The 18,977-nt window shown below is 71.0% G+C and carries 17 protein-coding genes; 9 read left to right on the forward strand and 8 right to left on the reverse strand.

Annotated features, from left to right (window positions below):
- Nucleotides 1–218 precede the first annotated feature (218 nt).
- Nucleotides 219–1,907, reverse strand: coding sequence for a BACON domain-containing protein (locus M8J74_RS27140; protein WP_249838963.1), 1,689 nt, complete (start codon nucleotides 1,905–1,907; stop codon nucleotides 219–221).
- 219 nt (nucleotides 1,908–2,126) lie between these two features.
- Between M8J74_RS27140 and radA the strand changes: the two genes are divergently transcribed.
- Both radA and disA read left to right on the forward strand, forming a co-directional pair.
- A complete protein-coding gene (gene radA, locus M8J74_RS27145) occupies nucleotides 2,127–3,536 on the forward strand; it encodes a DNA repair protein RadA (RefSeq protein ID WP_058923983.1) in 1,410 nt (469 codons plus the stop codon).
- An 80-nt stretch (nucleotides 3,537–3,616) separates the two neighbouring features.
- Nucleotides 3,617–4,741, forward strand: a complete 1,125-nt coding sequence (disA, locus tag M8J74_RS27150) for a DNA integrity scanning diadenylate cyclase DisA (protein ID WP_058923984.1) — start codon at nucleotides 3,617–3,619, stop codon at nucleotides 4,739–4,741.
- 23 nt (nucleotides 4,742–4,764) lie between these two features.
- Here the strand turns inward: disA and M8J74_RS27155 are convergent, their stop codons facing one another.
- Entirely contained in the window at nucleotides 4,765–5,595 is an 831-nt protein-coding gene (locus M8J74_RS27155; protein ID WP_079078026.1) for a hypothetical protein, read from the reverse strand.
- A 294-nt stretch (nucleotides 5,596–5,889) separates the two neighbouring features.
- On the opposite strand from M8J74_RS27155, the gene M8J74_RS27160 reads away from it, so the two are divergent.
- From M8J74_RS27160 to cseC, 5 genes are all read left to right on the forward strand, one after another.
- Nucleotides 5,890–6,837 (forward strand): HhH-GPD family protein, encoded by a 948-nt coding sequence (locus tag M8J74_RS27160; RefSeq protein WP_249838964.1) that lies wholly within the window; start codon nucleotides 5,890–5,892, stop codon nucleotides 6,835–6,837.
- Nucleotides 6,838–7,063: 226 nt separating this feature from the next.
- Entirely contained in the window at nucleotides 7,064–7,603 is a 540-nt protein-coding gene (locus M8J74_RS27165) for a SigE family RNA polymerase sigma factor (RefSeq protein WP_058923986.1), read from the forward strand.
- Nucleotides 7,591–8,247, forward strand: a complete 657-nt coding sequence (locus M8J74_RS27170) for a hypothetical protein (RefSeq protein WP_249838965.1) — start codon at nucleotides 7,591–7,593, stop codon at nucleotides 8,245–8,247. Before M8J74_RS27165 ends, M8J74_RS27170 begins: the two co-directional genes overlap by 13 nt.
- A 108-nt stretch (nucleotides 8,248–8,355) precedes the next feature.
- A complete protein-coding gene (cseB, locus tag M8J74_RS27175; protein WP_058923988.1) occupies nucleotides 8,356–9,060 on the forward strand; it encodes a two-component system response regulator CseB in 705 nt (234 codons plus the stop codon).
- Nucleotides 9,061–9,077: 17 nt separating this feature from the next.
- Nucleotides 9,078–10,415 carry a two-component system sensor histidine kinase CseC gene (gene cseC / locus M8J74_RS27180; protein WP_249838966.1) on the forward strand — a complete coding sequence of 446 codons (1,338 nt, stop codon included), beginning with the start codon at nucleotides 9,078–9,080 and terminating at the stop codon, nucleotides 10,413–10,415.
- A gap of 61 nt (nucleotides 10,416–10,476) precedes the next feature.
- On the opposite strand, the gene M8J74_RS27185 is transcribed toward cseC, so the two are convergent.
- The 4 genes from M8J74_RS27185 to M8J74_RS27200 form a co-directional block, all read right to left on the reverse strand.
- Nucleotides 10,477–10,632, reverse strand: a complete 156-nt coding sequence (locus M8J74_RS27185) for a hypothetical protein (RefSeq protein ID WP_283948652.1) — start codon at nucleotides 10,630–10,632, stop codon at nucleotides 10,477–10,479.
- Nucleotides 10,629–11,063 carry a VOC family protein gene (locus M8J74_RS27190; protein WP_249838967.1) on the reverse strand — a complete coding sequence of 145 codons (435 nt, stop codon included), beginning with the start codon at nucleotides 11,061–11,063 and terminating at the stop codon, nucleotides 10,629–10,631. The genes M8J74_RS27185 and M8J74_RS27190 overlap by 4 nt, the downstream gene beginning before the upstream one ends.
- 60 nt (nucleotides 11,064–11,123) lie before the next feature.
- The gene (locus M8J74_RS27195; protein ID WP_372500279.1) at nucleotides 11,124–11,543 is read right to left on the reverse strand and encodes a helix-turn-helix transcriptional regulator; all 420 of its coding nucleotides are present in this window, start codon (nucleotides 11,541–11,543) and stop codon (nucleotides 11,124–11,126) included.
- A gap of 114 nt (nucleotides 11,544–11,657) precedes the next feature.
- The gene (locus tag M8J74_RS27200) at nucleotides 11,658–13,235 is read right to left on the reverse strand and encodes an MDR family MFS transporter (protein ID WP_249838968.1); all 1,578 of its coding nucleotides are present in this window, start codon (nucleotides 13,233–13,235) and stop codon (nucleotides 11,658–11,660) included.
- 166 nt (nucleotides 13,236–13,401) lie between these two features.
- Between M8J74_RS27200 and M8J74_RS27205 the strand changes: the two genes are divergently transcribed.
- Entirely contained in the window at nucleotides 13,402–14,001 is a 600-nt protein-coding gene (locus M8J74_RS27205) for a TetR/AcrR family transcriptional regulator (RefSeq protein WP_249838969.1), read from the forward strand.
- Nucleotides 14,002–14,005: 4 nt separating this feature from the next.
- Here M8J74_RS27205 and M8J74_RS27210 read toward each other — a convergent pair whose 3' ends face one another.
- Nucleotides 14,006–14,821 (reverse strand): M23 family metallopeptidase, encoded by an 816-nt coding sequence (locus M8J74_RS27210; protein WP_372500281.1) that lies wholly within the window; start codon nucleotides 14,819–14,821, stop codon nucleotides 14,006–14,008.
- Between the two features lie 531 nt (nucleotides 14,822–15,352).
- Between M8J74_RS27210 and M8J74_RS27215 the strand changes: the two genes are divergently transcribed.
- Complete coding sequence (locus M8J74_RS27215; RefSeq protein ID WP_249838970.1) at nucleotides 15,353–15,952, forward strand: HAD family acid phosphatase; 600 nt, start codon at nucleotides 15,353–15,355, stop codon at nucleotides 15,950–15,952.
- 73 nt (nucleotides 15,953–16,025) lie between these two features.
- On the opposite strand, the gene M8J74_RS27220 is transcribed toward M8J74_RS27215, so the two are convergent.
- Nucleotides 16,026–18,551 (reverse strand): ATP-dependent Clp protease ATP-binding subunit, encoded by a 2,526-nt coding sequence (locus M8J74_RS27220; protein ID WP_142154252.1) that lies wholly within the window; start codon nucleotides 18,549–18,551, stop codon nucleotides 16,026–16,028.
- Nucleotides 18,552–18,977 lie beyond the last annotated feature (426 nt).

Raw genomic sequence — 18,977 nt, forward strand, 5'->3', positions numbered from 1 at the left:
CGCCCTGCCGGACGGCCGCGGCGAGCGCGACGACACGGGATGATCCGCCCGGCGGCCGGCGGGGGCGACGGCGGGATGATGCGCCGGACAGCCGCAGCGCGCGACCGCGGCACCAGCATGTCCTGCCGGGTGGCGCGGCGGGCGACGACAGCGGGGTGATCCGCCTGGTGGCCGACGCGCGGTGGCGGTGGGACCGTTCGTCGGGCGGGCACCGGGGGCTACGAGGTGGACGGGGTCGGGGTGCCGCTGTCGCCCGGGGGTGGTGTCGAGCCGCTCGGGTCGGAGGGGGCGGAGTCGGTGGGTGTGGGGGCGGGGGACGACGGCGGGTCGCTCGGGGTCGAGGGCGCCGAGCTCGTCGGGTCCGGGTCGGACGAGGGCGGCGGGTCCGCGGGCGCGGTGGAACCGGGGCCGGACGGGTCCGAGGGGCTGGGCGCGGTGCCGTAGCCGTCGATGGTGACGACGGCGCCGGCCGGCGCGATCGCCACGCGCGCGCTCCAGTGGCCGGAGGGCTCCCGCAGATGGTCGACGTACACCTTGATCGTGACCGTCTCGCCCGGTGCGAGGGTTCCCGACGCCTTGCTGAGGTAGAGCCAGGAGGCGCCGGTGGTCGCGGACCAGCTCACCGGCGCGGAGCCGGTCGCGGTGAGGGTGACGAGCGTGGTGTCGCCGCTGTTGCCGGCCGCCACCTGAAGCCCGCCCGCGCCCTTCGCGCCGGCCCCGGCGACGCCGATGACCTCGACGGAGACGTCCGTCCCGGCGCCCTTGCCGAAGCGGCCGCCGGGCTTGGTGCTGGCGTTCCCGGCGTTCTCGTAGCCGCCGCCCGCCTCGCCGTCGAGGGTGTCGGCGCCGTGCGCCTCACTGGCGCTGGCGGACCGGCCGTCCGCGCCCTCCCCGGTCGGCGCGGCCCGGTAGGCGGCCCACAGCGCCAGCACCGGCGCCGCCACGACGGTGGCCACGACCGTCGTCGTCACGGCACGCGCGCGCAGCCGGTCCCGGCGGGCGGCCCGGTCCTTGGGGTCCAGGGGGAAGCCGCGCCGGTCGAACCGGGGCAGCGTGGCGCCACGCGTGCGTGCGTGATGCGCCAGCGCGACGTGCAGGGCCGCGCGGGGCGCCTCCAGCACCGGCAGCTCGGCCGGGGTGACCATCGCGCCGGGCCACCGGCCCGGGATCGCGCGTTCGGCGGCGCGCCGGCAGACGGGGCAGTCGTCGACGTGCCGGACGAGTTCCTTGCGCACCGCCGAGCTGAGCACCAGCTGGTGGTCGCCGGCGAGCCGGGCCACGGCCGGGCAGCCGCCGGTCTCCACGACCGCGAGGGCCGCGCGCGTGCGCTCGACCTCGCAGGCGGCGGAGGCGAGCAGTTCACGGGCGGTGGCGAGGTCGAGGCCGAGGACGGCGGCGACCTCGTGGGCGGCGAGGTGGTGGCGCACGGCGAGTTCGAGGGCCTCGCGCTGCTCCGGGGTGGTGCCGGCCGCCTCCGGCCAGGCGAGCTGGGCGAGTTGGCCCCGGCGCCGCTCCTGGACCTCCTCGGAGACGGGCGGGCCCGGGGGCGCCTTCTCGCCGCCGTGTCTGCCCGCGGCGTGCGTGCCCTGACGTTTCTGCTTGGCCTCGGCGAGCTTGCGCAGACACGCCCAGCGGGCCAGGGCGTACAGCCAGGCCCGGCGGTCGCCGGCCGCCTCCGGGCCACGGCGCCGTTCGGCGAGCGCGAGGACGTCGCCGAGGGCCTCGGTGGCGCTGTCGTGGTCGCACAGCACGGACAGGCAGTAGGTGAACAGCCCGTCCAGGTAGTGCTCGTAGCGCGCGGGCGGTCGCTGCGCCAACGTACGCGCGGCGGCGCGGTCACGCGCCTCTCGGCGCGCCCGGTGTGCGCCGGTGGTGCGGGTCGAGGTCTCCGGACTGCTGCTCATCATCCGTGGAAGGTAGGCGCCGGAGAGCAGGCCCTTCCGCCCACTTGAGCACATTTACTCCGTACGGGTGAAACGATCCCTCAATCGGGTAGAGGAACCTTTCCTTCCACGGCCGGTTCGGGCCGGAGTGGCCGATTTACGTGGGGCGCCCCCGCGGTACGGGCCGGCCGCCCGGGGACGCGCCCCCACGCGTTGTCAGTGCCGCCAGCTACGGTTCTCGGCATGGCTGCCCGTACCAAGACCACCAAGGACCGTCCCTCCTACCGCTGCACCGAGTGCGGCTGGCAGACGGCCAAGTGGCTCGGTCGCTGCCCCGAGTGCCAGGCCTGGGGGACGATCGAGGAGTACGGCGCGCCCGCGGTCCGTACGACGGCCCCCGGCCGTGTCACCACCTCCGCCGTGCCCATCGGCCAGGTCGACGGCCGCCAGGCCACGGCTCGCTCGACCGGCGTGCCCGAGCTGGACCGCGTCCTCGGCGGCGGCCTGGTGCCCGGCGCGGTAGTCCTTCTCGCGGGCGAGCCCGGTGTGGGCAAGTCGACGCTCCTGCTCGACGTGGCGGCCAAGTCGGCCAGTGACGAACACCGCACCCTGTACGTCACGGGCGAGGAGTCGGCGAGCCAGGTGCGCCTGCGCGCCGACCGCATCAAGGCGATCGACGACCACCTCTACCTCGCCGCCGAGACCGATCTCGCCGCCGTCCTCGGCCACTTGGACGCGGTCAAGCCGTCCCTGCTCATCCTCGACTCGGTGCAGACGGTCGCCTCCCCGGAGATCGACGGCGCCCCCGGCGGCATGGCGCAGGTCCGCGAGGTCGCGGGCGCCCTCATCCGCGCCTCCAAGGAGCGCGGCATGTCCACGCTCCTCGTGGGCCACGTCACCAAGGACGGCGCGATCGCCGGCCCCCGCCTCCTGGAACACCTCGTGGACGTCGTCCTCTCCTTCGAGGGCGACCGCCACGCGCGCCTCCGTCTGGTCCGCGGCGTCAAGAACCGCTACGGCGCCACCGACGAGGTCGGCTGCTTCGAACTGCACGACGAGGGCATCACGGGCCTGGCCGACCCAAGCGGACTTTTCCTGACACGACGTGACGAACCGGTTCCCGGCACCTGTCTGACGGTGACCCTGGAGGGCCGCCGCCCCCTGGTGGCCGAAGTCCAGGCGCTCACGGTCGACTCGCAGATCCCCTCGCCCCGCCGCACCACCTCCGGTCTGGAGACCTCCCGCGTCTCGATGATGCTGGCGGTCCTGGAGCAGCGCGGCCGTATCAGCGCGCTCGGCAAGCGGGACATCTACTCCGCGACGGTCGGCGGCGTGAAGCTCTCCGAGCCCGCCGCCGACCTCGCCATCGCCCTCGCCCTGGCCTCCGCCGCCAGCGACACCCCGCTGCCGAAAAACCTGGTCGCGATCGGCGAGGTGGGCCTCGCGGGCGAGGTCAGACGGGTCACGGGCGTCCAGCGCCGGCTCTCCGAGGCACACCGTCTGGGCTTCACGCACGCCCTCGTCCCGGGCGATCCCGGCAAGATCCCTCCCGGTATGAAGGTCCTGGAAGTCGCCGACATAGGAGACGCTCTGCGGGTCCTTCCGCGCTCGCGTCGACGAGAGGCCCCACGGGAGGAGGAGGACCGCCGGTAGACTTTGCCCAGGTCTCGCCCGTCCGTACGACCGAATGTGCGACACGGGGGCGCCCCAGAACCTGCGACCGGAGGAGTGCAGTGGCAGCCAACGACCGGGCGGCAGCTCCCGGAAAGTCCGGCGGGAGTTCCGGTGCCGATGGCCTGATGCGCGCCTCACTGAGCGCCGTGGCACCCGGCACGGCGATGCGCGACGGGCTGGAGCGCGTGCTCCGCGGCAACACCGGCGGACTCATCGTGCTCGGCTTCGACAAGACCGTCGAAGCCATGTGCACGGGCGGATTCGTGCTGGACGTCGAGTTCACGGCCACGCGCCTGCGCGAGCTGTGCAAGCTGGACGGCGGCATCGTGCTCTCCTCCGACCTGTCGAAGATCCTCAGGGCGGGCGTCCAGTTCGTGCCGGACGCGATGATCCCCACGGAGGAGACGGGCACCCGCCACCGCACCGCCGACCGCGTCTCCAAGCAGGTCGGATTCCCGGTGGTCTCCGTATCCCAGTCGATGCGCCTGATCGCCCTCTACGTGGACGGCCAGCGCCGTGTGCTGGAGGACTCGGCGGCGATCCTCTCCCGTGCCAACCAGGCCCTGGCGACCCTGGAGCGCTACAAGCTCCGGCTGGACGAGGTGGCGGGCACCCTCTCGGCCCTGGAGATCGAGGACCTCGTCACCGTCCGGGACGTCTCCGCGGTGGCCCAGCGTCTGGAGATGGTCCGCCGCATCGCCACCGAAATCGCCGAGTACGTGGTGGAGCTGGGCACCGACGGCCGTCTCCTCGCCCTCCAGCTGGACGAGTTGATCGCCGGCGTCGAGCCCGAGCGGGAACTGGTGGTCCGCGACTACGTCCCCGAGCCGACCGCCAAGCGCTCCCGCACCGTCGACGAGGCCCTCTACGAACTCGACGCGCTCACCCACGCCGAACTCCTCGAACTGACCACGGTCGCCAAGGCGTTGGGCTACACGGGCTCCCCGGAGGCCCTGGACTCGGCGGTCTCGCCGCGCGGCTTCCGCCTGCTGGCCAAGGTCCCCCGCCTTCCCGGCGCGATCATCGACCGCCTGGTGGAGCACTTCGGCGGCCTGCAGAAGCTGCTCGCCGCGAGCGTGGACGACCTCCAGACGGTGGACGGCGTGGGCGAGGCCCGCGCCCGCAGCGTCCGCGAGGGCCTGTCCCGCCTGGCCGAGAGCTCGATCCTGGAACGCTACGTCTGACCGGAGCCTTCTCCGGTCGTTCTCTAGTCGTTCTCCAGCACGAAGGACGTCTGCGTCTTGCCGTACCCCGGCGCGGCCAGCTCCACCAGGTAGGTCCCGGCCCCGGCCGAGCCCGCCGGGGGCGTCGCGCACTGCGGGGCGCTCGGCTTACGGTCCCACTTCACGGTGTAGGTGATGCCGGACTTGGCGGGCGCCCGGAACAGCAGGCTGCCCGCGGTCTTCGGGCAGTCCGCCGAGGACCAGTAGTCGTCGGCGCTGTCGGTCGACTTGGAGATCGTCAACACCGCGCTCTTCGGCCCGAGATCGACCTTGCAGTCGCCGGCGGAGGAGTTCTTCGCGGTCACCAGCAGCGTGACGGTGTCACCGGGGCTGTAGGAGTTGTGCAGACTCCGCACACTCAACTTCACCGCGCCGGCGGTGCAGTTGGGCAGCGTGGACCCGGCCGGCACGGTGTCGCCCTGCCCGACCCCGCTGCCCGCGCCCCCGCCGCTCGCACCGCCCGCGCCCGAGGAGCCACCCGCCCCGGAGCCGGAGCCGCTTCCGTCACCACCGGAGCCCGAACTCCCCGCGGAGCCCGTGCCTCCGGCGTCCGACCCGGAGCCCCCGCCGCTGGACTCGTCGCGTCCGCCCGGGGCTTGACTGATCGCGGGCCCCGAACTCGACGGCCCCGCGGAGATGGTGGGCGCGGGAGTCCTGCCGTTCGCCCCGTCGTCCTTCTTGCCGCCCCCGCCGCCCGAGGTCACGATCCACGTGATCAGCAACGCCAACAGGGCCAGTACGGACAGCAGTACGACCCTCCGGCGCCAGTAGATGGTGGAGGGAAGCGGCCCGACAGGATTGCGCAGAGATCCCACGGCGCAAACTGTACGAGAGATCGGGGCGTTCGCTTGCCGTACCCGCCGCCCGCAGCGCAACTTTTCCGGATCATCATCCCGGAGAAGACGATCAGGCGCACCCGCGCACGCACGGGAGCGGGTCGTGACGACAGGGCGCGGCCCGTCCCGCGCGCCCCCGGCACACGCTCCACTCCTCCCCGGGCAGGCGCCCCGCCGGCGGCGGGCCCACCGCACCGCCACGACCCGACCCACCACACGCCCCCGGCGCCACACCGGCCAAACCGCCACAGGCCATGGCAGGATCGGAAGGCCATGACTGCGCTCACGAACATCCCCGCGGCCACCGCCGAGACCCCCGCCGCCGAGACCCCCGGGACCGCCCCCTCCCCCGCGGCGCTCCACTCCCCGGTCATCGACTGGTTCACCGAGAACGCCCGCGACCTCCCCTGGCGCCGCCCCGAGGCGGGTCCCTGGGGGGTGATGGTCAGCGAGTTCATGCTCCAGCAGACCCCGGTCAACCGCGTGCTGCCGGTCTACGAACAGTGGCTGTCCCGCTGGCCCCGCCCCGCCGACCTCGCCGAGGAGGCGCCGGGCGAGGCCGTCCGCGCCTGGGGCCGCCTCGGCTACCCGCGCCGCGCCCTGCGGCTGCACGGCGCCGCGGTCGCCATAGCGGAACGCCACGGCGGCGACGTACCCACCGACCACGCCCAGCTCCTCGCCCTGCCCGGCATCGGCGAGTACACGGCGGCGGCGGTCGCCTCCTTCGCGTACGGCCAGCGCCACCCGGTCCTCGACACCAACGTCCGCCGCGTCCTGGCCCGGGCCGTCACCGGCGTGCAGTACCCGCCGAACGCCACCACGGCCGCCGAACGCAGGCTCGCCCGCGCCCTGTTGCCCGAGGACGAGCACACCGCCTCCCGCTGGGCGGCGGCCTCCATGGAACTCGGCGCGCTGGTCTGCACCGCCAAGAACGAGTCCTGCCACCGCTGCCCGATCGCCGCGCAGTGCGCCTGGCGCCTGGCGGGCAAGCCCGAGCACGACGGCCCGCCGCGCCGCGGCCAGACCTACGCCGGCACCGACCGCCAGGTCCGCGGCAAGCTTCTCGCCGTACTCCGGGAAGCCCACGCGCCCGTGCCGCAGTCGGCGCTGGACCGGGTGTGGCACGAGCCCGTGCAGCGGGCGCGCGCGCTCGACGGACTCGTCGCGGACGGGCTCGTGGAGCCCCTTCCCGGTGGTTTGTATCGGCTGCCGTTGACGTAGGCCGCCGAAACATCACAGCCTCCGCAGCACCAAATCACCCCATACTGCCACCAAATGGTGTGCTGCTTTACCCCGTTCCTACGTCCGTTACACAACCGACGTACAGCCGATTGCCAGCCGAGGGCTGCCGCGCACAGCGCCGTGACAAGGCCTCCGTAGCTTCATTGCCACGGAAGAAACCGACGGCGAGGGGCCGACGGAAACGGGGATCAGGAGGCGGTTCGACATGGCGCAGGGCGAGGTGCTCGAGTTCGAGGAGTATGTCCGCACCCGGCAGGACGCGCTGCTGCGCAGCGCGCGCCGGCTGGTCCCGGACCCGACGGACGCCCAGGACCTCCTCCAGACGGCGCTGGTGCGGACGTACGGCCGCTGGGACGGCATCGCGGACAAGCGCCTCGCGGACGCCTATCTGCGCCGCGTGATGATCAACACCCGTACCGAGTGGTGGCGGGCGCGCAAGCTGGAGGAGGTCCCGACCGAGCAGCTTCCGGACGCGAGCGTCGACGACGCCACCGAGCAGCACGCCGACCGCGCGCTCCTGATGGACATCATGAAAGTTCTGGCACCGAAGCAGCGCAGCGTCGTGGTGCTGCGACACTGGGAGCAGATGTCCACGGAGGAGACGGCCGCCGCCCTCGGCATGTCGGCCGGCACGGTCAAGAGCACGCTGCACCGGGCGCTCGCCCGGCTCCGCGAGGAGCTGGAGAGCCGCGACCTGGACGCACGCGCGCTGGAGCATGAGGAGCGGGAGCGTTGCGCGGTCTGACCCCCGCCGGGCCCGAACCGGGCCGGGGGAACCTGCGGGCGGCGTGCACGGCGGTGGCCGTGCTCGCCGCCGTCGGCCTTTTGGCCTCCGCCTGCGCCACCGGCGGCACCGGCGCCCGTGACGAGGGCCCGGCGCACGCCGATTCGGTCGCGGGCGCCGCCGCGGCGACGCCCTCGTCCACCCCCTCCGCGTCGAAGGCCGCCAAGCGGGTGGACGCGGTCAAGCTCGTCAAGGACGACCCCACGGTCTCGGCGGAGGTCAAGCGCGAGCTGAAGCCGTGCGTGGCCGACGAGTACCCGGTCGACGTGTCGTACGGCGACCTCACCGGAGGCACCGTGGACGACGTCGTCGTCAACGTGCTGACCTGCGGGGACGCGGTGGGTGTGGGCTCGTACGTGTATCGCGAGCAGGGCGGCCGGTACGAGAATGTGTTCCAGGCCGAGGAACCCCCGGTCTACGCGGAGATCGACCGGGGCGACCTGGTGGTGACCAAGCAGGTGTACGAGAAGGGTGACCCGGTGTCGAGCCCGTCCGGCGAGGTCGTGACGACGTACAGCTGGGCCGCGGGCCGCTTCACCGAGCGGTTCCACACGCGCAACGACTACAGCAACGCGGTCGGAGGCGGCGCGTCACCCTCGTCGTAGGGTCGGCCCTGTCGCGGGGCCGAGTGAACCGATCGGCCCCCGCGGAACGATTCATCTGCAGCAGGCCGCACACTCACCACGACCGAGACAAGAACTGAGAGCACCGGGATGGCAGACCAGACCCACGTCCTGTTCGTCGAGGACGACGATGTCATCCGCGAGGCCACCCAGCTCGCCCTGGAGCGGGACGGCTTCGCGGTCACCGCGATGCCCGACGGACTGTCGGGGCTGGAGGCGTTCCGCGCGAACCGCCCGGACATCGCGCTGCTGGACGTCATGGTGCCCGGCCTCGACGGGGTCAGTCTGTGCCGCCGTATCCGCGACGAGTCGACCGTGCCGGTGATCATGCTCTCGGCGCGCGCCGACTCCATCGACGTGGTCCTCGGCCTGGAGGCGGGGGCCGACGACTACGTGACCAAGCCGTTCGACGGCGCCGTGCTGGTCGCCCGCATTCGGGCGGTGCTGCGGCGCTTCGGCCACGCCGGCGGCGGCGAGAAGTCGGACGAGGGCGCCGACGGGGTGTCCGGCGGGGTGCTGACCTTCGGCGAACTGGAGATCGACACCGAGGGCATGGAGGTGCGCCGGGCCGGGCAGCCGGTGGCGCTCACCCCGACCGAGATGCGGCTGCTGCTGGAGTTCTCCTCGGCGCCGGGCACGGTCCTCTCGCGCGACAAGCTGCTGGAACGCGTGTGGGACTACGGCTGGGGCGGGGACACACGCGTGGTCGACGTCCATGTGCAGCGGCTGCGTACGAAGATCGGCCAGGACCGGATCGAGACGGTCCGCGGCTTCGGCTACAAGTTGAAGGCCTGAGCGGGGACGGCACGGACATGCGGGGGACCTTCCGGGGCCAGGGGACACACGAGGCGGGCGGTATCCGTACCGGCCTGCGCTGGAAGCTCAGCGCGGCCATCGCGCTGGTCGGCGCGCTGATCGCGATCACGCTGAGCCTGGTCGTGCACAACGCGGCGCGGGTGTCGATGCTGGACAACGCGCGCGACCTCGCCGACGAGCGGCTGCAGATCGCCCAGCGCAACTACGAACTGTCCGGCCGGCTGAACTTCCCCAACCTCCAGCGGGACGACCCGGAGCTGCCGGGGGCGCTGCGGGAGAAGGTCGACGAGGGCCGCCGGGCGACGTACGTCACCGAGCGGCACAACGGCGTGCCGGACATCTGGGCCGCCGTCCCCGTCAAGGACGGCCATGTGCTGTCGCTGCACACGGGGTTCACCGACCGCAGCACGGACATCCTCAAGGACCTCGACCAGGCGCTGGTCATCGGGTCCATCGCGGTCGTCCTCGGCGGCAGCGCGCTCGGCGTGCTCATCGGCGGCCAGTTCTCGCGCCGGCTGCGCAAGGCGGCGGCCGCGGCGAACCGGGTCGCCAAGGGCGAGACGGACGTGCGGGTGCGGGCCGCGATCGGCGGCGTGGTGCGGGACGAGACCGACGACCTGGCCAGCGCCGTGGACGCCATGGCGGACGCCCTGCAGCAGCGCCTGGAGGCGGAGCGGCGGGTCACGGCCGACATCGCGCACGAACTGCGCACCCCGGTGACGGGTCTGCTGACGGCGGCCGAGCTGCTGCCGCCCGGCCGGCCCACGGAGCTGGTCCTGGACCGCGCCAAGGCCATGCGGACCCTCGTCGAGGACGTCCTGGAGGTGGCCCGCCTGGACGGCGCCTCCGAGCGGGCCGAGCTCCAGGACCTCCTGCTGGGGGAGTTCGTCACCCGGCGGGTGGCGACGAAGGACCCTGGCATCGAGGTGCGGGTGGTGCACGAGTCGATGGTCACGACCGACCCGCGCCGCCTGGAGCGCGTCCTGTTCAACCTGCTCGCCAACGCCGCCCGGCACGGCAAGCCGCCGATCCAGGTCACCGTCGAGGGCCGGGTGATCCGCGTCCGCGACCACGGTCCCGGCTTCCCCGCCGACCTGCTGGCCGACGGCCCGAGCCGCTTCCGCACCGGCAGCAGCGACCGGTCGGGCCACGGGCACGGTCTCGGCCTGACGATCGCGGCCGGCCAGGCCCGGGTCCTGGGCGCCCGCCTGACCTTCCGCAACGTCCGCCCGGCCGGCGCCCCGGACCACGTCCCGGCGGAGGGCGCTGTGGCAGTCCTCTGGCTCCCGGAACACGCCCCGACCAACACGGGCAGCTACCCGGTCCTGCCGTAGCCGCTGCCGCGCCGACCACACCGGCAGCCATCCAGTGCTGCCGTAGACGCCGCCCTGTCCCTCACACGGTCGCAACCACCAGTTCCTCCCCACGCGAGGGCCGCAGCCCGACCTCGTCCTCGACGACATGCGGCGGCGCGTCGGCCCGCAGGTGCAGGGCCCGCCACAGGGCGACCCGCACGGCGGTGTGCTCGGGTCCCGGCTCCTCGGCGCTCACCCGAAGTCCTTGGAGAGGTCCAGCTCCTCGCTGCGCTCGGTCAGCGAGTACCAGTTGCCGTTGTCGTCACGGAAGATCGCCTCGATGCCGTACGGCCGCTCCTGCGGGGCCTGCAGGAACTCCACCCCGCGCGCCTTGAAGGTCTCGTAGTCGCCGCGGCAGTCGTCGGTACGGAACGCCCCCGCGCCGAGCACCCCCTTGCTGACGAGCTTCTTCAGCGCCGCCGCGGACTCGGGGTCCAGTCCGGGCCCGTCGAGGCTCATCAGGGTGAGTTCGAGGTCGGGCTGGTCCTTCGCCGCGACCGTGACCCACTTCATCTCCCCCATGGAGACCTCGCTGCGGACCTCGAAGTCCAGTTTCTCGGTGAAGAACGCCTTGGTGCGCTGCTGGTCGAAGGTCCACACGGTGCTGATGCCGAGACCGAGGATCATGGCTGTGCTCTCCCTGTTCGGTGCCGTCGTTCCTGTCCGTCACCGTAGGCAGGGCGGGGTTCAGGGCGCTTCTTCGGAGTTGCTCTCCCTGCGCGGGAACCCGCCGGCCCACAGCATCGCGTAGCAGCCCGGTATGAGCGCGGCCCCCCGGCCGACGTGCTCGGTGCGGTACTCGCTCGGGGTCAGGCCGGTGCGGGTCTTGAAGCGTGCCGAGAACGTCCCGAGGCTGCTGAAGCCGACGAGGTGGCAGATCTCGGTGACGCTCAGGTCCGCGCTGCGCAGCATCTCCTCGGCGCGCTCGATCCGGCGGTGCGTCAGGTACTGCCGGGGCGTCTCGCCGTAGGTCTCCTTGAAGGCCCGCAGGAAGTGGAAGCGGGAGTATCCGGCGTGCGCGGCGACGGCGTCGAGGTCCAGCCCGGAATCGGCCCAGTCCCGATCCATGGCGTCCTTGGCCAGCCTGAGCTGCCGCATCTTGTCCATACGGTGATGGTGGCACGCGGCACTGACAACGGCCCGAGGCCGAGCCTGGGGCCGTGGACATGACGAAGGCCCCCGGGGCGGACACCTGCCGGGGGCCTTCGGTTCACTGAGGGATCAGACGGCCTCGACGACCGGCGGCTGCACCGCCGCGTCCTCCGGCGACCCCTCGGTCTTCGGTCCGGTGCCGCGCAGCGCGACCTCCTTGACGAACACCGCGGCGATCAGGGCGCCCACGGCGACCACCGAGCCGAGCAGGAACGCCGTGTGGACGCCCGCGGACACCGCGTGCTGGTACGCCTCGCGCGCCACCGCCGGCAGCTTGGCCAGGCTCTTGGCGTCCAGCGCCGCCGACTTCTCGGTGATCTTCGAGCCCAGCGCGCCGGCCCGCTCCGCCATCACGTGCTGGACACGGTTGTTGAACAGCGCGCCCATGATCGCGACGCCGAAGGAGGAGCCGAGCGTACGGAACAGGGTGGTCGAGGAGGACGCGACGCCCATGTCCTTCATCTCGACGCTGTTCTGCGCGACCAGCATGGTGATCTGCATCAGGCAGCCCATGCCCAGGCCGACGACCGCCATGAACACGCCGGAGGTGAACCGCGTGGTGCCGGTGTCCATGGTGGACAGCAGGTACAGCCCGACGATCATCAGGCCGCTGCCGACCACCGGGAACAGCTTGTACTTGCCGGTGTTCGTGGTCACCCGGCCGGCGACCATCGAGGTCACGAGCATCGCGCCCAGCATCGGCAGCAGCAGCAGACCGGAGTTCGTGGCGGAGGCGCCCTGCACGGACTGCTGGTACAGCGGCAGGTACAGCGTGGCGCCGAACATCACGAAGCCCGTGATGAAGCCGATGATCGACATCAGGGTGAAGTTGCGGCTGCGGAAGATGTGCAGCGGCACGACGGGCTCGACGGCCTTGGTCTGCCAGAACACGAACCCGATCAGCGCGGCGACGCCGATGCCGATCAGCTCCATGATCCGCGCGGAGGTCCAGGCGTACTGCGAGCCGCCCCAGGTGGTGACCAGCACGATCGAGGTGATGCCGACGGTCAGCAGGATCACGCCGAGGTAGTCGATGCCGGCCTTGGCCCGCTTCTTCGGCAGGTGCAGCACCGCGCTGATCAGGCCGAGGGAGACCACGCCGAGCGGCAGGTTGATGTAGAACGCCCAGCGCCAGCCCCAGTTGTCGGTGATGGTGCCGCCGACCAGCGGTCCGCCGATCATCGCGATCGCCATGACGCCGGCCATCATGCCCTGGTACTTGCCCCGCTCCCGGGGCGGGATCAGGTCGCCGATGATCGCCATGACGCCGACCATCAGGCCGCCGGCGCCGAGGCCCTGGACGGCCCGGAAACCGATCAGCTGGCCCATGTCCTGGGCCATGCCGCTGAGCGCGGACCCGATCAGGAAGATCACGATCGACGTCATGAACGTGGTCTTGCGGCCGAACATGTCGCCGAGCTTGCCCCAGACCGGGGTGGCCGCCGCGGTGGCCAGCGTGTACGCCGTCACCACCCACGACAGGTGCTCGAGGCCGCCGAGCTCGCCCACGATCGTCGGCATCGCGGTGCCCACGATCATGTTGTCCAGCATCGCGAGCATCATGGTGATCATGAGGGCGAGCAGGACGACCCGCACGCTCTTCGGCTGTTTGTCCGGCTCGCTCTCGACCGTCTGTGTGTCCGCCATGGTTCCCACTCCCCTTGGTCCTGCGCACTTCCCACCGAGCGGGCACTTACTTGCCGCCCGGCTAGTTGACTACACTGAGGAAAGTAGACCCGTAACTAGCCGGGCGTCAAGTAAGTTTTCTAGTCGGGCGGCAAGTAAGTTCGCAGGGGGCGTGAGGAGCGCGACAATGGGCGGCACGATGGACGGCACCAAGCGGCAGCGCCGCGGAAACACTCGCCAGCGCATCCAGGACGTGGCGCTCGAACTCTTCGCGGAACAGGGCTACGAGAAGACCTCGCTGCGCGAGATCGCCGAGCGCCTGGACGTCACCAAGGCGGCGCTCTACTACCACTTCAAGACCAAGGAAGAGATCCTCGTCAGCATCTTCGAGGACCTCTCCGAGCCGATCGAGGAACTGATCGAGTGGGGAAAGCTCCAGCCGCACACGCTGGAGACCAAGCAGGAGATCATCCGCCGCTACAACGAGGCCCTGTCCCAGGCCCTGCCGCTCTTCCGCTTCATGCAGGAGAACCAGGCGACGGTGAAGGAACTGCGCATCGGCGAGATGTTCCGCAACCGTATGATGGGCATGCGCGACATCCTCATCGACCCGGACGCGGCCCTCGTCGACCAGGTCCGCTGCATCAGCGCGGTGTTCGCGATGCACGCCGGGATGTTCGCCCTCAACGACCTGCCGGGCACCGACGCGGAGAAGCGCGAGGCGGTCCTGGAGGTCGCGACGGCCCTGGTGGTTCAGGCACACCAGGGCACGCACACCGCGGGCTGACGGGTCAGAGGCTCAGGCCCTTGGCCCGCAGGAAGGCGACCGGGTCGATCGCCGAGCCGTAGTCGGCGGTCCTGCGGATCTCGAAGTGCAGGTGCGGACCGCTGGAGTTGCCGGTGTTGCCGGACCGGGCGATGTGCTGGCCCGTCCTGACGACCTGGCCGACCCGGACGTCGATCCGTGACAGGTGGGCGTACTGCGAGTACGTGCCGTTGCCGTGCCGGATGACGATGGCGTTGCCGTACGCCGGGCCGTCGCCGGCGCCGTTCGGGCCGGCCTTGACGACGGTGCCGCCGTGCGCGGCGACGACGTCGGTGCCGCTGTTCACGGCGAAGTCCTGGCCGCTGTGGGTGGACTGCCACATGCCGCCGGCCTGGGCGAACTTCGCGGAGAGCGTGTACTTCCGGACCGGGTGGACCCAGGAGGCGGCCCTCTTGGCGGCCGCCTTGGCCGCCGCCTTCTTCTTCGCGGCCGCCTTCGCGGCGGCCTTCTTGGCGGCCGCCTTGGCCGCCGCCTTCTTCTTCGCGGCCGCCTTCGCGGCGGCCTTCTTGGCGGCCGCCTTGGCCGCCGCCTTCTTCTTCGCGGCCGCCTTCGCGGCGGCCTTCTTGGCGGCCGCCTTGGCCGCCGCCTTCTTCTTCGCGGCCGCCTTCGCGGCGGCCTTCTTGGCGGCCGCCTTGGCCGCCGCCTTCTTCTTCGCGGCCGCCTTCGCGGCGGCCTTCTTGGCGGCCGCCTTCTTCGCGGCCGCCGCCTTGGCCTTCGCGGCCGCGGCCGTCTTGGCGGCCTTGGCCTGGGCAGCCGCCTGCGCCTCGACGGCGCTCGCCACGCCGGAGACCGACGCGGAGGCGGAGGCGGAGGTGCCGACGGAGGTGGTGTCGGCGGCGACCGCGACCCCGGCACCCAGTACGGCCGACATGCCGAAGCCGGCGGCCAGGACGGCCGCACGGGTGCGCAGGGCGGACGTACGGGAAGAACGGGACGTGAGACGCGGGGACATCGAAACCTCAGGGGATCGGGGGCAGAGAAAACCACCCGGCGCGCAATCGGCCGCCGGATGGGCAGATCCTTGGTACCCCGAGCCCCCATTGATCCCAAAATAGGACATCTACGACGTGCGCTAGTAATTGAACGCGAAACTTGCCGTTCTACGACGAAAAAGGCCACCCCGCCCCACTAAGAGCCGTAGTACGCACCTGATCGCCTGTGCGACATGTCACCGGCCCCGAAAACTTCGATCGGCCCCATGTGACGTACATCTCTGGCCACTTACCAGTCGGTAACCCTACGGTTCCCCTCGCGCCACCCGTGCCCTCGAACATGCACAGGACAACGACATACGGTCGCGAGAGGACCCCCCATGACAAGCCGACGCCTCTGGGCTCGCCGCACAGCCGTCATCACCGTCTCCGCCTCGGCCCTGGCGGCACTGGCCGCCCCCGCGAACGCGGCGACGAGCACCGGGAGCGTCGACTACGCCACCTGGCAGAAGGACTGCCAGAGCGTGATGGACCAGGCCCTGCCGTACATCAAGGAGCGCATCGCCGCCGCCGGGACGGGCGAGAAGCAGGCGGTCGTCCTCGACATCGACAACACGGCCCTGGAGACCGACTTCGGCTTCAGCTGGCCGCAGCCGGCCAACAAGCCCGTCCTGGAGGTCGCCCGGTACGCCCAGCAGCACGGCGTCTCGCTGTTCTTCGTCACCGCCCGCCCCGGCATCATCTACCTGCCCACCGAGTACAACCTGGAGCACGACGGCTACCAGGTGTCCGGCCTCTACGTCCGCGGTCTCGTCGACCTCTTCAAGGACGTCGCCGCCTACAAGACCGCCCAGCGCGTCGCCATCGAGAACAAGGGCTACGACATCATCGCCAACATCGGCAACAGCGCGACCGACCTCTCGGGCGGCCACGCCGACAAGACCTTCAAACTGCCGGACTACGACGGTCAGCTGTCGTAGCCGCTCCTGCTGCGGGCATGGAGAAGGGGCCGGTGCCCGAAAGCACCGGCCCCTTCTGGCGTCGCCGTGAGGCTTACGCCTCCTTGCTCAGGTTCGGACCGGCTCCGCCGGCCGCCTGCTCGATCGGCGGGACGTCCGGCAGGGCCGACTTCTCCTCACCGCGGAAGGTGAAGGTCTTGGTCTCGCCCTCGCCCTCCGTGTCGACGACCACGATGTGGCCGGGACGCAGCTCGCCGAAGAGGATCTTCTCCGAGAGGGTGTCCTCGATCTCGCGCTGGATGGTCCGGCGCAGCGGCCGGGCGCCCAGGACGGGGTCGTAACCCTTCTGCGAGAGCAGCTCCTTGGCGGACTGGGAGAGCTCGATGCCCATGTCCCGGTCCTTGAGGCGCTCGTCCACCTTGCTGATCATCAGGTCGACGATCGCGAGGATGTCCTCCTGCGTCAGCTGCGGGAAGACGACCACGTCGTCGACACGGTTGAGGAACTCGGGACGGAAGTGCTGCTTGAGCTCGTCCGACACCTTGTTCTTCATGCGCTCGTAGTTGGACTTCGTGTCGCCCGAGGCCGCGAAGCCCAGGTTGAAGCCCTTGGAGATGTCCCGGGTGCCGAGGTTGGTCGTCATGATGATGACCGTGTTCTTGAAGTCCACGACCCGGCCCTGGGAGTCGGTCAGACGACCGTCCTCGAGGATCTGCAGCAGCGAGTTGAAGATGTCCGGGTGGGCCTTCTCGACCTCGTCGAACAGGACCACGGAGAACGGCTTGCGGCGGACCTTCTCGGTCAGCTGGCCGCCCTCTTCGTAGCCCACGTAGCCGGGAGGCGAACCGAAGAGCCGCGAGACCGTGTGCTTCTCGCTGAACTCCGACATGTCGAGGGAGATCAGCGCGTCCTCGTCACCGAAGAGGAACTCCGCGAGCGCCTTCGACAGCTCGGTCTTACCGACACCGGACGGGCCGGCGAAGATGAACGAACCACCGGGACGCTTGGGGTCCTTCAGACCGGCACGCGTACGGCGGATCGCCTTCGACAGCGCCTTGACGGCGTCCTTCTGGCCGATGACCCGCTTGTGGAGCTCGTCCTCCATGCGCAGCAGACGCGAGGACTCCTCCTCGGTCAGCTTGAAGACCGGGATGCCGGTGGCCGTCGCGAGGACCTCGGCGATCAGCTCGCCGTCGACCTCGGCGACAACGTCCATGTCGCCGGCCTTCCACTCCTTCTCGCGCTTGGCCTTGGCGGCCAGGAGCTGCTTCTCCTTGTCGCGCAGGGAGGCGGCCTTCTCGAAGTCCTGCGAGTCGATCGCGGACTCCTTGTCCCGGCGGACACCGGCGATCTTCTCGTCGAACTCGCGGAGGTCCGGCGGCGCGGTCATCCGGCGGATGCGCATCCGGGAACCGGCCTCGTCGATCAGGTCGATCGCCTTGTCCGGCAGGAAGCGGTCCGAGATGTACCGGTCGGCCAGGGTCGCGGCCTGGACGAGGGCCTCGTCCGTGATGGACACACGGTGGTGGGCCTCGTACCGGTCGCGCAGACCCTTGAGGATCTCGATCGTGTGCGGCAGGGACGGCTCGGCGACCTGGATGGGCTGGAAGCGGCGCTCGAGGGCCGCGTCCTTCTCCAGGTGCTTGCGGTACTCGTCCAGCGTCGTCGCACCGATGGTCTGCAGCTCACCGCGGGCCAGCATCGGCTTCAGGATCGAAGCGGCGTCGATGGCGCCCTCGGCGGCACCCGCACCGACCAGCGTGTGCAGCTCGTCGATGAACAGGATGATGTCGCCGCGGGTGCGGATCTCCTTGAGGACCTTCTTCAGGCGCTCCTCGAAGTCACCGCGGTAGCGGGAGCCGGCGACCAGCGCGCCGAGGTCCAGGGTGTAGAGGTGCTTGTCCTTGAGGGTCTCGGGCACCTCGCCCTTGACGATGGCCTGGGCGAGGCCCTCGACGACGGCGGTCTTGCCGACGCCGGGCTCACCGATCAGCACCGGGTTGTTCTTGGTACGGCGGGACAGCACCTGCATGACCCGCTCGATCTCCTTCTCGCGCCCGATGACCGGGTCGAGCTTGGACTCACGAGCGGCCTGGGTGAGGTTCCGGCCGAACTGGTCGAGGACCAGGGACGTCGAGGGCGTGCCCTCGGCAGGCCCGCCGGCGGTGGCGGTCTCCTTGCCCTGGTAACCGGAGAGCAGCTGGATCACCTGCTGCCGCACCCGGTTGAGGTCTGCGCCCAGCTTGACCAGGACCTGGGCGGCGACGCCCTCGCCCTCACGGATCAGGCCGAGCAGGATGTGCTCCGTGCCGATGTAGTTGTGGCCCAGCTGAAGGGCCTCGCGGAGCGACAGCTCCAGGACCTTCTTGGCACGGGGGGTGAAGGGGATGTGCCCGGACGGGGCCTGCTGGCCCTGGCCGATGATCTCCTCCACCTGCTGGCGGACCGCCTCGAGCGAAATCCCGAGGCTCTCAAGGGCCTTGGCGGCGACACCCTCACCCTCGTGGATCAGGCCCAGGAGGATGTGCTCGGTGCCGATGTAGTTGTGGTTGAGCATCCGGGCTTCTTCCTGAGCCAGGACGACAACCCGCCGCGCGCGGTCGGTGAACCTCTCGAACATCGTTAATCGCTCCTCAGAGCGGTCAGGCAGTGGGGGGAACTTCCCCTCCCTGTCCTTCCGCAGCTTAGTCCCGCAAGCGGGGACCGCTCATTCCAACTGCCGACACCGTCGATGGCCTCCTGACCCCGAACGCCGACATCTGCTCCAACCCGATGGTGCGAGACGATGTTCCCGCAGGCCAGGCAGTTACCCCACTCGCCAGTACGCCGATGGCGAACGTGAGACCACCTTGCCTGCGTGTCGCCCCCTCCCACTAGGGATGTCTTACCCGCTGGGACTGACACTCCATGCCGCGCGCCCCCCATTGCTCCGCTATGGGCGAACAACCTTGCGCCACCCCGCACCCCCGCACGCCCCCTTTTCCGAAACTCAGCGCATTCGCCAGAACACCCAGCGTAACTCGCGAGCACTTCTCACGGTTGCCAT

The sequence above is a fragment of the Streptomyces panaciradicis genome (genome assembly GCF_023516615.1).
In the GTDB taxonomy this organism is placed as follows: domain Bacteria; phylum Actinomycetota; class Actinomycetes; order Streptomycetales; family Streptomycetaceae; genus Streptomyces; species Streptomyces panaciradicis.